Origin of the sequence: Micromonospora sp. NPDC006431 (assembly GCF_042870725.1) — a bacterium.
In the GTDB taxonomy this organism is placed as follows: Bacteria; Actinomycetota; Actinomycetes; order Mycobacteriales; family Micromonosporaceae; genus Micromonospora.
Genome location: NZ_JBIAHQ010000019.1, coordinates 131,366 through 144,595 on the forward strand (window position 1 = coordinate 131,366; position 13,230 = coordinate 144,595).

The window sequence follows — 13,230 nt, forward strand, 5'->3', positions numbered from 1 at the left end:
CCTCGCCGCACTGGCAGATTTGCACTCCTACCTGGCAACCTGCTGTTGATCAGCAGGAGAGAGAACAGACTGATGACCATCACACTTCGGCGGCGCCTGCTGGCCGAGTTCGTCGGCACCGCCCTGCTGGTCACCGCCGTGGTCGGCTCCGGCATCATGGCCACCACCCTCTCCCCCGGCGACGTCGGCCTCCAATTGCTGGAAAACGCCACCGCCACCGCCTTCGCCCTCGGCGCCCTGATCCTGATCTTCGGCCCCGTCTCCGGGGCCCATTTCAATCCGGTCGTGTCCGCCGCCGACTGGTTCCTCGGCCGCCGCGCGGGCACCGGCCTCCCCGCCCGGGACCTGGGCGGCTACGTCGCGGCCCAGGTCCTCGGCGCGATCGCCGGATCAGTGCTGGCGAACCTGATGTTCGACCTCGCCGCCGTCGACTTCTCCCACAAGGACCGCGCTGCGGGCCACCTGTGGCTCGGTGAGGTCGTCGCCACGGCCGGGCTGATCCTGCTGATCTTCGCCCTCGCCCGCTCCGGCCGCGCCGCCGTCGCCCCCGCCGCGGTCGGCGCGTACATCGGCGCGGCGTACTGGTTCACCTCTTCCACCTCGTTCGCCAACCCGGCGGTCACCATCGGCCGCGCCTTCACCGACACCTTCGCCGGCATCGCCGCCACCTCGGTACCCGGGTTCGTCCTCGCCCAACTCGTCGGCCTCGCCGTCGGTGTCGGCCTACTCGCCGCTCTCTACCCCGACGCGGGCGGCGCCGCGGACCAGGTTGTCGTCCCCACCGACGAGGACGTCGCCCTCGGTCGCCGTTCATGACACCGCATCCGCGCGATGCCGACACGGCTCGGCCTGATCACGTCTTCGTCAACCGCCGTCACGACCCCGGCCGCTACCGCACCGTCGACCGCAACCGCAACCCGGATCGCCACCTGACCCTCGACCCCGACAACGCGCCGGTCAACCGGCCCCACGACCCGTACTGCCCGAAAGGCACCCCATGAGCGACAAGCCCAGCGTCCTGTTCGTCTGCGTCCACAACGCCGGCCGCTCCCAGATGGCCGCCGGCTGGCTGCGCCACCTCGCCGGCGACACCGTCGAGGTCCGCTCCGCCGGCTCCGCCCCCGCCGAGGCCGTCAACCCGGCCGCCGTCGAGGCCATGCGCGAGGTCGGCATCGACATCGCCGACCAGACCCCCAAGTTCCTCGAGTACGAGACCGCGGAGTCCTCCGACGTCATCGTCACCATGGGCTGCGGCGACGCCTGTCCCGTCTTTCCTGGTAAGCGTTACGAGGACTGGAAGCTCGAAGACCCCGCCGGCAAGGGCCTCGAGGCAGTCCGCCCGATCCGCGACGAGATCCGAACCCGAGTCGAGAAGCTGCTCACCGAACTGCACCCCAACGCCTGACCCATCGTCGGGTCACCAGCCAAAGCGTCCAACCCGCTCCCCCGGGCATACGTCGACCGGGCGCCGGCGCGGCTGTACAGTACGACGCAAAGCGGGCGGGCACCGTTGGCGCCCGCCCACTTCTTCACAGGCGTGTCAGCGCAGCAGGAACGTCTGGGTCTGCGGGTTGAGCATCGGCAGCTTCTTGGCGCCGGCCGTCTCCGGGCCGCTGTACCGGATCACGTCCACACCGCGGGAGATGTCGTTGGCGACGATCAGGCCGTTGTACCAGTACGTCGACCACTGGTTGGACTGCATGTCGTAATAGCCGATCTCCTTCGGGTTGCCCGGGTCGGTCAGGTCGACCACCGAGGTCCCCGAGCCGTAAGCGGAGGAAACCAGGATGTTCCGCCCGGCGACCGGCACGTAGTTGAAGTTGTGGTACGTGTTCGGCTCGGCACGCGGGATGCGCAGGTGGCTCAACGGCGTGCTCGGGTTGTCGACCGCGTAGGTCCAGAGCGCCCCGTACGGCTCCTGCGCGGGCCCGAAGTACTCGTCGCCGAAGGTGACGTACTTCCCGTCGTGGGTGAACGCCGCGCTGTGCCAGATGTCCACGTCCGGTGTGTCGATGTTGGCGGTCACCCGGGGCTCCCGAGGGTTGCTGATGTCCCAGAGCTGCCCCTGGGACAGGCAGGCCGCAGCGGCGAGCTTGCGCGGGGTCAGGACCTGGATGTCGTGGCAGGCGAAGAAGTCGCCGGACGCGCCGGACATGAGGTCGATCCCCTTGACGGTGGGCTCGGCGACGACCTTCGCGGCGAGGCCGGCGGCGGCGTCGCCACCCGGCACGTCGATCACCGAGATCCGCTCGAACGGGGCCTGGCAGTCCGGCCCGATGTTGCTGGCGCTCAGCGGGTACGACGCGACGTAGATGTAGGTGCCGCCGTCCTCCCGGGGCACGAGGGTGTGGGTGTGCGAGCCGCAGTCGGTCCGGATCGCCTGCAGGAACCGCGGCGCGGTCGGGTCGCTGACGTCGAAGACACGGATCCCTTCCCAGGCGCCGGGGGTGGACGCGGTGACGTTACGGGACCCCTCGCAGCCTGGCGTGCTCTGCGGGGTGTCCACGGACAGGAACAGCAAACTGCCCCAGACCGAGACGTCGCCCTGGGGACCGTTGCAGTGCACGTCGGCCAACTCGACCGGCGCGCCCGGCTCGGAGACGTCGATGATGCGGAAGCCGCCGTAGTGGCCGGCGTAGACGAGGCTGCCGGAGAAGGCGAGGTCGGAGTTGACGCCACCGGTATGCGCGTCGGTGGAGAGCAGGTGCATGTTACGGCTGTAGCCGTCGGCCGGGCTGCTGGGCGGGGGTGGTGGAACGGACCCGTCGTCCCACGGCTCGTGCGCCTCGGCAGGAGAAGCCATCAGGGCAAGCAGAACCGCCGCACCGGCGACGGCGAGTGATCGGATTCGGGAAGGTGTACGCACGGCGCTCCCTCACGTCGGACGTGTCGCCACATGACGCGATCACGAAGGTGAAGATCAGCCTGCCAAACATTTCCATCTGTCGCTATCCCTGCATCGGCACGAGGCGGACGGCCAGGCTGGCCGCGGGCTGTCAGGTTCGTACGAAGTCCTCGCCGAGCAGTGCCCGCAGCCTGTTCAGTGCACGGGCGTTCGGAGTCTTCACCACTGACACCGATACGTTGAGGATGCCGGCCACTGCTTCGACGCCTGGAACACCGGATCGGTCACATCGACAGGGTGGACGCTGCCGTTGCTGCCTGCCGCCGGCCGGTCGAGACGCCGGCCGTAGCTGTCGCTGACTACCATTCAGGTGTGTCCGATGACACCAGGCAGGGGTTCGGCCCGGAGCCGGTGGGCCAGCGGTTCGTGGTCTGCGGGGCCGGCGCACTGGCCCGCCGGCTGGTCACCGAGTTGATGGACCGCTACGGCGTCCCTGTCACGGTGGTCCTGCCGTCGTTGACTGACAGCCACGCGCCGGACATCGCCGAGTTCGGGCTGCCGGAGACCGGAGCTGCGGGACCGCGCCCAAACCTCGTCGTGGCCCACCGCCTGACCGCCGAGGTGCTGGAGCGCGCCGGAGTGCGTGATGCCGCTGCCGTGGCGCTGGTCGGCGACGACGACGTGACCAACGTGGACATCGCGATGATCGTGCGTGAGCTGGCACCGGAGGTACGGCTGGTCGTTCGGCTCTTCAACGCGGTCCTCGGCGAGGGCGTGGCCACCATGCTCGGGGACTGCGCAGTGCTGTCCGGATCAGAGATCGCCGCACCGGCGTTCGTCGCCGCCGCCCTCGGCGAGGACGCCCCGACCTACCTGCGGCTCCGCGACGACGATCTGGTACGTATCGCGAGCCGCGCCGCCCTCGACCCCGCTGCGGACGTCGTCTGCGGCCTGGCCGACACGGCCGGGCCGGAGCCGGTCGCCCTCCCGGCGGACCAGGAAGCCGCCGACCTGGTCCTGGTCCGGACGTACGGCCGACGTCCGCCGCCACCGGCCCGCCGGCGTCCCCGCCTGCTGCGGGCCGCCGGGCTGGTCTTCGGCCGCCGCCTGCGGCTGGCGCTCACCGGGATGGTCGCGCTGTTCGCCGTCGGCAGCGCCGTGCTCGCGTACGCCCGCGGCCTGAACCTGGCCGAGGCCGGCTATCTGACCCTGCTCACCACCTTGGGCGGCGCCAACGCCGACCCGGCCGCCCCGCTGATGGCGAAGGTGACCGAGGTCGTGCTGGTGGTCGCCGGCGTGGCCCTGCTACCCACGGTCACGGCCCTGATGGTCGACTCGCTGGTGCACGCCCGACTGGCAGTGGCCGCCGGCGGGCTCATCGACCCGGTCGACGACCACGTGATCGTGGTGGGCCTGGGCAACATCGGCACCCGGGTGATCGAGGAACTCCACTCGTTCGGCATCGAGGTGGTCGCGGTCGACCGGGCGGAGTCAGCCCGGGGCGTCGCGGTCGCCCGAGAGCTGGGCCTGCCCGTGATCGTCGGGGACGCGACCCGCCCCGAGACGCTGCGGGCCGCCTCGGTGCAGACCTGCCGGGCGTTGGTGGTGCTGACCTCCGACGACGTGACCAACCTGGAGACCGCCCTGACCGGGCGCTCGGCGCACCGGGCGCACCACACCGCGCCGGACACGACGGTGGAGCCCCTGCGGGTGGTGCTCCGGCTGTTCGACGACGGCTTCGCCCAGCGGGTCCAGCGGACCTTCGGCATCCACCAGTCGCGCAGCGTGTCCTACCTCGCCGCGCCCGCGTTCGCGGCCGCCATGATGGGCCGCCAGGTCATCGACACCATCTCCGTCGGCCGCCGGGTGCTGCTGGTGGCCGACCTCCCGGTGGGCGCCGGATCCGACATCGAGGGCCGATACTGCCGCGACCTGTCCCAGCCCGGCGCGGTCCAGGTCATCGCGATGCGGACCGGGCGGGCCGGTCAGACGATCTGGGCCCTGCCGGAGCGCCGGCCACTGGTCCGCACCGACCGGCTGATCGTGGTGGCCACCCGCGCCGGGCTCGCCGCGCTGCTGCCCCGCACCGTGCCCAGCGCCGATCCGCCCCCGCTCGCCGCGGCACCACCGATGCGGCTGTTGGGTCCCCCGCCGGTCCACCCGACCGCGCATCCGACGGAGCCCGAACCGGCGTGACCCGGGGCCGCCCGATGACGCGGGCCGGCTGGAGGCCTCACCAGGAGGCCGTTCAGCGCAGTGACGCGGATCGCACAAGATCGGATCGGGACATGACGTGTCCGATGTGGGATTGGGCGGCCCCCCAATGGCCTGATTCACGTCTGATAACGCCGCCTCATGGAACGGGACCACAGCGTCCGCCTCACCCCCGAGACTTGGCAGACTGACCGCGTGACAGAGGAGCACGGCCGTGACGAACCCGACCCCAATCAACTCGCCCGGACACCAACTCTGAAAATCGCGAGGCAGTTGGCACAGGAGTTGGCAGGGGTGGCGACTGTGGAGGTCAACAGCATCGAGGGCGGGATATCGGTGGGCGTCACACCACGTAACCCCGATGCTCGTGCCTTCGGATGGACGGACTTCTCCGACGAACTCATCCTCGGGGTCGGTGACTACGGCGGCCGATGGGAACTGGAAGGCGGCCCTGAAGACGTCGCCCTGCTCGAGGACATCGCCCGCTCAGTGATCGCCGGCAGGGTCCGGGAGGTGTTCGCTCCGGGCCGCTCGGCCGTCTCGGTCACACTCGCCGATGGGTCGGTGGAGACTTGGCAGTGCCACGCATGTTCCACCAATTGGGCCCTTCGGCAAGGGCGGCGGCGTGCTCCGCTACGCGGGGCGGTCCTGCCGGGGTTGGCCCGTCCGGTAGGTTTCGCAGGCCAGGTTGACGAGTTCGGTGAGGTGGGCGGGTGGGTCGTCCTTCCACCATGCCAGCCAGACCGGTATCGGCTGGGCGTCGCGGACGGCGCGGTACACCACCCCGGGTCTGGGGTTCTGGTTGGCGGTGGCCTCGGAGGTGATGCCGACCGCCTGGCCGGCGGCGATGAGGGTGAGCCACTCGTCGACGCCGTGGGTGGTGCGGATGGTCGTGGGTTCGGCACCTGGCGGGAACAGTGCGGTTGTGGTGGTGCCGGTCCGGCTGTCGATGGCGACGGTGTACCTGGCCAGGTCGGCGGTGCGTACCGATCGTCGCCGGGCCAGCGGGTTGTCGGTGGCGACGGCGGCGTAGCGGGCCTCCACACCGAGTAGCGCCGTGTCGAAACGGGGATCGGCCAGGTGCCGGCGGATCACGGCGACGTCGGCGGTGCCTTCGCTGAGCCCGGCGGTCGGGGTGTTGGACTGGACGAACACCAGCGGCACCTGGGGGTGGGCGGCGGCCCACGTCTTCTGCAGTCGTCTGGTGTGTTTGCCCAGCGCCGCCCAGACATAGCCGACGCGCAGCTCGGTGCGGGACTCCTCGACGATCCGTTGCAGGTGGGCGGCCTCGTCAAGGACCCGGCGGGCGGCGGCGACGACGCGGGTGCCGGTGGGGGTGAGCGAGACGTGCCGGGTCGTGCGCTGGAGCAGGCGAGCGCCGAGCGCCGCCTCCAAGGCGCCGACGGAACGCGAGACCGCCGCCTGAGAGACGCCCAGGACAGCTGCCGCGTCGGTGAAGGTGCCGACGTCAACCACCGCGACGAGGGTACGGAGCTGACGCAGCTGCACATCCATACGCAAAGCGTATAACTCTGGCGGCTAGTGCATTTCTCGTATCAGTCGGTGCGGGTCGACACTGCCTTCATGACCGTGAAGACGGCAGGTGAAGTTGCTGCTCAGGGCCTCTGTCAACCGGCTGGAGCCGACCGTGGACCGCTGCTGCGCGGGATCGCCACGATGACCGGAAGTGCGGCGAGCAGCCAGGTCGGGGCGGCCCTGGGTGCGCACGCGTTCGCCACCCTCGGGCCCGCCGGGGTCGTCGCCGTGCGGCAGTTCGTCGCGGCGGCGGTGCTACTGCCGGCCGTACGCCCGAACCTGCGCCGCTTCACCTGGGCGCAATGGTGGCCGACCCTGCTGCTCGGGCTGGTCTTCGCCACGATGAACCTCAGTCTCTACACCGCGATCGACCGGGTCGGGCTCGGCCTGGCCGTCACCCTGGAGTTCCTCGGCCCGCTCGCCGTCGCCCTGGCCGGTTCCCGAACCCGGCTCGACCTGCTCTGCGCGGCGGGCGCCTGCGTCGGCGTGTACGTCCTGGTCCTACCGGGTCCGGCCAGCGACTACCTCGGAGTGGGGCTCGGCCTGCTCGCGGCGGCGTGTTGGGCGGCGTACATCCTGCTCAACCGGCTCGTCGGGGCCCGCCTGCCGGGGCTGCAGGCACCGGCGGCGGCAACCCTGGTGTCTGCGCTGCTCTACCTGCCGGTCGCGGCGATCCTGCTCGCGCAGGGACGACTGGCCGGTACCGCGATCCTCTACGCCGTCGGTGCGGGCATCCTCAGCTCGGTGGTGCCCTACGCCGCCGACCTGGTCGCGCTGCGTACCGTGCCGGCCCGCTTCTTCGGCGTGTTCATGAGCATCCACCCGGTGCTGGCCGCGCTGGCCGGCCTCGCCCTCCTCGGCCAGGTCCTGGAACCGCACGAGTGGCTCGGCATAGCCATCGTCGTGTCGGCCAACGCCCTGGCCGTCCAGACCGCCTCGACCGCCAAGCCGCGGCCCGGCGCGACGACTCGTGCCCGGGCCTTTCTGGATCGAGTTACGGCGGGAGGGATCATCCGAAGGCCGGCTCAGCCGAGGATGAACGGGAGCTTCGCGACCAGCTCGCCCAGTTCGACCTTCTCCGCGTCGGTCGGCGCGCGGCGTCCGGTGCCGACGAGCAGCGCATCCCGGTCGGAGAACGACGCGGGGAACGAGGCTCCGGCGATCTTTTCCAGCAGCTCGCGTGACCAGGCGAGCCCCTCGGCGGGAGGGTCCGCCGCGCCCGGGAGATGCGCGATCAGGTCGAGGTGGTGCAGCGTCCACTCCAGGACGTAAGCGGACAGGTAGTCGTCCACGGTGAGGACCTCACCACGCGTGCCGACCCGGACCGCCGGGTCGGCGAGTTCGGCGGCGCGCCCGGCGGCGGAGCCGACGTCGTCGAGGTGGAACTTCAGCAGCCGCGGATCCTCGTACGCGGCGGCCAGCCGGACGATCAGCGCGTCGAGCGGGTCGTCGCCGGTCGGCGGCGTTTCGGCGACGTCCCAGTAGGACACCGCGTTCCGGGTCGGTTCCGTTTCGGCGGGGGTCACGAGGGTGATCAGGACGTCCTGAGCGTCGATGATCAGGTGGCAGACCAGGTCTCGCACGAGCCAGCCGGTACAGCCGGACGGCTGTGCGAAGTCCTCGTCCGGGAGTTCGGCGACCGCCGTGCGCAACGCTGCCCAAGAGCGTGAGAAGAGATCCACTGCGGCACCGTATTGCCGGACCGGGGCGATGTCGAGGGCGACACCGTTGGGCGAGCAGGTGCCGCCGGCGCTCAGGCCAGGAGGCGGGCCGGCCGGTACGGCGGGCCCGCCTCCTGGCCTGCACCGCGGCTCCGCGCGGGGACGATCATGCGTCCCCGCGCGGGGGCGGTCAGGCCGCCGGCCGGTCAGGCGTCGACGATCGGGCTGGTGCCCAGGCGGACGTTGTCGATCGCCCAGTACCAGTTGTTGCCAGCATCGAAGATCCGGAAGTTGACCTTCGCCGACGTGGCCCCAGCCGGGACGGGGCAGGAGAGCCGGACGAGCCGGTTCTCCTGGTCCCGGCCCTGGTTGGTGTTTCCGGAGGTGGCGCTGCTGTAGTGCAGCAGCTGGACCTTGTCGCCGGTATCGAACTGGACGGTGACCTCGGCCTCCTGCGGGCTCTCCTGCCGGTAGTGGGAGTCGAAGCCCAGGTGGAGGGTGGAGGTGCCCGATGGGATGGCCACCGCCGGAGTGGTCAGGGTCGAGTCGAACCGGCCCCGGCCGGACGGGCTGCCGGTGTCGTCCCAGTCGTCGGGGTCGGCGACCGCGACGACGCCGAGAGAGCGGCTGAAGTTGGGGCGGTTCTGCCCTCCGGGGAACCAGAACTGCTTGGACAGGAAGGTCCAGCCCTGCAGTTCCCGGGTGCCCTGTGGCATGGCCGGCGCGTTGGTGACCGTCCAGCCCTCGGGGGTGGTCCGGGTCCAGCCGAGCAGGCCGGGCCGGCTGAGGTCGGCCGCCGGGGCGAGCGCGGGGACGACGGACTCGAAGTCCTCCGCGAGCAGGTAGCCGGTCATGACCGGCCCGGTCTTGGCGGACAGGGACGCCGTCGCCTGCTGGACGCTGCCGCTCAGGTTCGCCGTGGCGGTCGCCTTGAGGCTGCCGGAGACGCGCGCCGCCGAGGCGGGTGCGACGACGTCCCACTCCAGTCGGGCGGAGGAGCGGGCCGGAACGGCCGTCGGCGCGTCGCCCCTGGGGGTGGCCGTCCAGCCCGTCGGGAGGGCCAGCGTGGCGGCCAGGTTGGTAAGCGGGGTGGCGCCGGCATTGGTGACGGTGGCGGTCAGGGTGACCGGCCTGCCCGGCGAGATCACGGTGCCGTCGGTGCCGGGCGAACTCGCCGGACCGGTCAGCGAGACGCTCATCGCCGGGGCGACCCGGGAGCGGACCCGTGCGTCGGCGAGCCTCAGCAGGCCGCTACCGTCGCCGTGGGCGGCGACCACCAGGCTGCCTGCGGTGGCGTTCGGGGCGGGCGTGACGGTGAAGCGCACATCGGCCGAGTCCCCGGCGGCAACCACCGTCGGCGCCGCGGCGGTCCGTTCGACCGTCCAGCCGGAGGGGGCGAGCAGGGCGACCGAGAGCCGGTCGAGCTTGGCGTCGGCCTGGTTCCGCACGGTGACGACGACATCGGCCGGACTGCCCTGCGCGAACGGTGTGTCCAGGGAGGGCAGCGGCTCCGGCAGGGTGATCGTCGCGGCCAGCGCCGGGGCGGTACCGGTCGCCGGGTCGGTGACGCCGGGCCTGCCGTCGGCCAGGCGGCCGGTCATCCGGCGCAGGAACGCCGGGTCCTCCTGGTCGACGACCACGACGTCGTACCAGCCGTGGTCGGGGAGGTGGATCGGCACGGTCTGGGTCTCGCCGGGCGCGAGGGTGACGCTCTGGACATGGTCGCCGGGGTTGCGCGGATAGACCGACTCGCCGACGAGGAGCGTGCGGGTGGCGGTGGAGGGGTTGGCGCACCGGACCTTCACCTGGCCGGGGACGGCCTGCTCGACCAGGTACGCCTCGGCGCCCACACCGGTGCCGCGCAGCTCCCAGACGGACCAGCCGGGGCCGGTGACCTGCAGGTCGTAGCCGTCGGCGGCGTACCCGACCGGGTTGTCGGCGGTGCCGCCCGCGGCGACGGTCCACGCGCGCGGGGCGGTGCCGTCACCGGGGTAGGCGGTGAACGTTGCGGCGGTGGTGCCCGCGTTGCCGAGCCGGAGCCGGACGCCGGAGCCGGTGACGTCGGCCCGCAGGGACAGCCGGTACGGCGAGGGGCGCGTCGGGCGGGTGCCGGCCTCCTGCTCCGGGAGCGACTGGTTCTTCGGCGGTACGGGGTTCCAGCGGCCGACCGCCGACGGCACCGGGCCGGGCTGCTCCAACTTGGGCTGCGCGTATCCGCGGTTGAAGTCGAAGGCGGAGGTCAGATCGCCGAACACGCTGCGGCGCCAGGCGCTGATGTTGGGCTCCTGGACACCGGTCCACTTCTCCAGGAACCGGATGACCGAGGTGTGGTCGAACGCCTCCGAGCAGACGAAACCGCCCACCGTCCACGGCGAGACGACCGTCATCGGCACCCGCGGGCCGGGGCCGACGGGGAGGCCGTTGAACCAGTCGTCGCTGTTGCCGGAGTCCGGCCGGGGCTCGACCGGGGCCGGCACGTGGTCGAAGTAGCCGTCGTTCTCGTCGAAGTTGATGAACAAGGCCGTCTTCGACCAGGTCTTCGGGTCGCTCGCGATGGCGTCGAGAACCTCGTAGATGAGGTTGGCGCTGCCGACCGGGGTGGAGGAGCTGGGGTGCTCGGAGAGCGCCGCCGTCGGAACCAGCCAACTCACCTTCGGCAACGTGCCGTTCTTGATGTCGGTCCTGATCCGCTGGACGAGGGTGTTCGGCTCGGAGCGGTAGGCACCCCGCATGAACAGCCGACGTTCCGCCTCGGTCAGCGCGTCGACACCCTGCTGGAACTGGGCCAGTGCGGCCTTCCGCTGGTCCGCGGTCTTGCCCCACAGGCCGTCGTAGAACTGCTCGGTGGTCGAGTACTGGCCGCTGACCTTGGCGAGGATCTTCCGGCCGATCTCCTTCCAGGGCCGGAAGTACTCCACCGCGTTGTCGGTGAAGTTGTCCCACTCCTGGTAGATCTGCCAGGAGACGCCGGCGGCCTCCAGCCGCTCGGGGTACGTCGTCCAGTCATAGCCCGCGTGGGTGTAGGAGTAGGCGGCGTTGGTGACCGCCCGGTTGGCGCCGTCCGGCTCGTAGCCGGTCGTGCCGGTCCACAGGTAGTTGCGGTTGGGGTTGGTCGAGCCGTAGACCGAGCAGAAGTAGGCGTCGCAGATGGTGAAACGGTCGGCCAGTTCGTACTGGAGAGGGATGTCGCGCCGGTCGTAGAAGGCCATGGTGCTCTGGCCCTTGGCCGCGATCCAGTCGTTCCACCAGCCGTTCGCCCGGGCCTGGTTGGCGTCGGAGAAGCCGTGCGGGAGCGCACCGAGGTACTGGATGTCGCTCTCGCGGCGGCCGGCGTCGACCGCCGCCTGCCGGGCCGAGAACGGCAGGACCTTGCCACCACCGGACCGCGGCTGCTCGAAGGCGGTGGCCCCGGTGGGCAGACGCAGCGGCGTACGGTCGCCGAAGCCGCGCACGCCCCTGAGGGTGCCGTAGTAGTTGTCGAAGGAACGGTTCTCCTGCATCAGGATGATGACGTGTTCAATCGCATCCATACCGCCGGGAGGCAGCGGCGCGGCCATCGCCTTCAGCAGTGACGGGGGCAGAAAAGAAAGGGCGGCGCCACCGGCGACGGCGCCGAGAAGCCTGCGGCGGGAGATGTCAGACATGGTGCGGAGAGTAGGTCGCTCCGGTAGCACGAGGTAACCCTTGAGTGACGAGTCTTCGTTGACTGTTCAAGCATCAACGTGGAATGTTCCATCGGCTGTATAGCCACGTTCTCCGTCGCACCCGTTCACCTTCGTCGCCAGGCTGCAGCGGCACGGCCGAGAACGGAACCGGCCGCCGGACGCGAGGTCCGACGGCCGGTTTCCGAGTGGCGCGGAAGGTCAGCTGGTGAAGCGGATCTTGTCCCGGCGACGGCGCAGCGCCATCAGCAGGACACCGCCGCCGATCAGCGCGAGGCCCATGAGCGAGATGCTCGTGGCAGCCACACCGGTAATCGGCAGGCCGCCCTCGGTACCGCCGCCACCGGTGCCGCCACCCACGGATGAACCCGAGGCACCCGGGGTGCCGGACGGATTCTCGGAGGGGTTCTCCGAACCGCCCGGGGTCGACGGGTTCGACGACGGCGACGCCGAGGAGGCGCACGGCTTCAGCCAGAACACCTTGTGCTTGCCGTCGGCCGACTTGCCGCCGATCAGCTCCACGTCGAGCTTGATGTGGTAGCCCTGCTGCTTCTGCGTGAGGCCGGACAGGTCGAGGTCATTGGCGGAGAGCCGGATGACCTCGTCGTGGTCGTTCTCCGCGCCGGAGGCCGGATCGTTGCTGATCGGCACGTTCTGCCGAGACCAGACGATCTTGTCCTTCGGCGTGCTCGACGGCGGCTGCGCCCACAGGGTGAGGTTCGCCTTCTGGTTCTCGTCGAAGTTGAAGAACTCGAGCTCGAACTCGCAGGTGACGTGCGGCTCGTTGTCGACCTTGTCCGAGAAGGGCACCCCGTCGATCTTCACGGTGCCGTTGTCGCCCGGCGGGTTGTGCGGGTTGCCGGTGGCCCAGGCCGGGGCGGCAAGGCCGAGCAGGGCCGTGGCGGCGGCTGCGGTGAGGGCCGCGCGCGCCACGCGCCGACGCTGTCGCATGAGGAATCCTCCGAAAGTGGTAGAGGGGACGGCACATGATCGCACACCCGGCAGGACCGTCAATATTGGACGCTCACTGGCCGCGACGACGTGGTGCGAAGGCGGAGGTCGAGGAAGGCCGCGTCCAAGGTGTTCGGGCGGAGACGTCCGACCGCGCCGTGGCCGGAGTCGGGCGCGACCAGGCCGTTGATCAGCGGTGTTTCGCCATGATCACCCCCGGATCGCTAGTTATCCATACGGTATGTATGCTCGCTGACCGAGACCTACCCCTCCAACTCATGCCAACCCGCCCATTCGCCCCGGGTGCTGGCCAGATCGGAGTGACATGGGCTGCTCACACGTGCGGGAATGCCCTCTCTTC

General features: G+C 70.7%; 9 protein-coding genes and 1 pseudogene. 5 read left to right on the forward strand and 5 right to left on the reverse strand.

What is annotated here, in order from left to right; genetic code table 11:
* The first annotated feature begins 72 nt into the window (after positions 1 to 72).
* The 3 genes from ACFYM6_RS27265 to ACFYM6_RS27275 are packed head-to-tail and all read left to right on the forward strand — an operon-like array spanning position 73 to position 1,405.
* Positions 73 to 816, forward strand: a complete 744-nt coding sequence (locus tag ACFYM6_RS27265) for an aquaporin (protein WP_387280014.1) — start codon at positions 73 to 75, stop codon at positions 814 to 816.
* Positions 813 to 1,001: a hypothetical protein gene (locus tag ACFYM6_RS27270; RefSeq protein WP_387280016.1), complete on the forward strand. Its 189-nt coding sequence runs from the start codon at positions 813 to 815 to the stop codon at positions 999 to 1,001. The genes ACFYM6_RS27265 and ACFYM6_RS27270 overlap by 4 nt, the downstream gene beginning before the upstream one ends.
* Positions 998 to 1,405, forward strand: a complete 408-nt coding sequence (locus tag ACFYM6_RS27275; protein ID WP_387280018.1) for an arsenate reductase ArsC — start codon at positions 998 to 1,000, stop codon at positions 1,403 to 1,405. The genes ACFYM6_RS27270 and ACFYM6_RS27275 overlap by 4 nt, the downstream gene beginning before the upstream one ends.
* 135 nt (positions 1,406 to 1,540) lie before the next feature.
* Here ACFYM6_RS27275 and ACFYM6_RS27280 read toward each other — a convergent pair whose 3' ends face one another.
* On the reverse strand, positions 1,541 to 2,803 hold the full coding sequence (locus tag ACFYM6_RS27280; protein WP_387280020.1) for an LVIVD repeat-containing protein: 1,263 nt from the start codon (positions 2,801 to 2,803) through the stop codon (positions 1,541 to 1,543).
* A 414-nt stretch (positions 2,804 to 3,217) separates the two neighbouring features.
* Here ACFYM6_RS27280 and ACFYM6_RS27285 point away from each other — a divergent pair, with 414 nt between their 5' ends.
* Positions 3,218 to 5,041 carry an NAD-binding protein gene (locus ACFYM6_RS27285; protein ID WP_387280022.1) on the forward strand — a complete coding sequence of 608 codons (1,824 nt, stop codon included), beginning with the start codon at positions 3,218 to 3,220 and terminating at the stop codon, positions 5,039 to 5,041.
* A 651-nt stretch (positions 5,042 to 5,692) separates the two neighbouring features.
* Here ACFYM6_RS27285 and ACFYM6_RS27290 read toward each other — a convergent pair.
* Complete coding sequence (locus ACFYM6_RS27290; protein WP_387280024.1) at positions 5,693 to 6,574, reverse strand: LysR family transcriptional regulator; 882 nt, start codon at positions 6,572 to 6,574, stop codon at positions 5,693 to 5,695.
* 363 nt (positions 6,575 to 6,937) lie between these two features.
* Between ACFYM6_RS27290 and ACFYM6_RS27295 the strand changes: the two are divergent.
* A pseudogene (locus ACFYM6_RS27295) lies at positions 6,938 to 7,504 on the forward strand (DMT family transporter); the annotation flags it as partial.
* Positions 7,505 to 7,620: 116 nt separating this feature from the next.
* On the opposite strand, the gene ACFYM6_RS27300 reads toward ACFYM6_RS27295, so the two are convergent.
* The 3 genes from ACFYM6_RS27300 to ACFYM6_RS27310 form a co-directional block, all read right to left on the reverse strand.
* Complete coding sequence (locus ACFYM6_RS27300; RefSeq protein WP_387280026.1) at positions 7,621 to 8,277, reverse strand: maleylpyruvate isomerase N-terminal domain-containing protein; 657 nt, start codon at positions 8,275 to 8,277, stop codon at positions 7,621 to 7,623.
* 185 nt (positions 8,278 to 8,462) lie between these two features.
* Entirely contained in the window at positions 8,463 to 11,900 is a 3,438-nt protein-coding gene (locus ACFYM6_RS27305; RefSeq protein ID WP_387280027.1) for a phosphocholine-specific phospholipase C, read from the reverse strand.
* Positions 11,901 to 12,119: 219 nt separating this feature from the next.
* Entirely contained in the window at positions 12,120 to 12,869 is a 750-nt protein-coding gene (locus ACFYM6_RS27310; protein ID WP_387280029.1) for an LPXTG cell wall anchor domain-containing protein, read from the reverse strand.
* Positions 12,870 to 13,230: the final 361 nt, after the last annotated feature.

Coding starts and splice junctions, on each gene's coding strand:
- ACFYM6_RS27280 (WP_387280020.1), bottom strand. CDS start 2,803: ATGGCTTCTCCTGCCGAGGCGCACGAGCCGTGGGACGACGGGTCCGTT.
- ACFYM6_RS27290 (WP_387280024.1), bottom strand. CDS start 6,574: ATGGATGTGCAGCTGCGTCAGCTCCGTACCCTCGTCGCGGTGGTTGAC.
- ACFYM6_RS27265 (WP_387280014.1), top strand. CDS start 73: ATGACCATCACACTTCGGCGGCGCCTGCTGGCCGAGTTCGTCGGCACC.
- ACFYM6_RS27270 (WP_387280016.1), top strand. CDS start 813: ATGACACCGCATCCGCGCGATGCCGACACGGCTCGGCCTGATCACGTC.
- ACFYM6_RS27275 (WP_387280018.1), top strand. CDS start 998: ATGAGCGACAAGCCCAGCGTCCTGTTCGTCTGCGTCCACAACGCCGGC.
- ACFYM6_RS27305 (WP_387280027.1), bottom strand. CDS start 11,900: ATGTCTGACATCTCCCGCCGCAGGCTTCTCGGCGCCGTCGCCGGTGGC.
- ACFYM6_RS27310 (WP_387280029.1), bottom strand. CDS start 12,869: ATGCGACAGCGTCGGCGCGTGGCGCGCGCGGCCCTCACCGCAGCCGCC.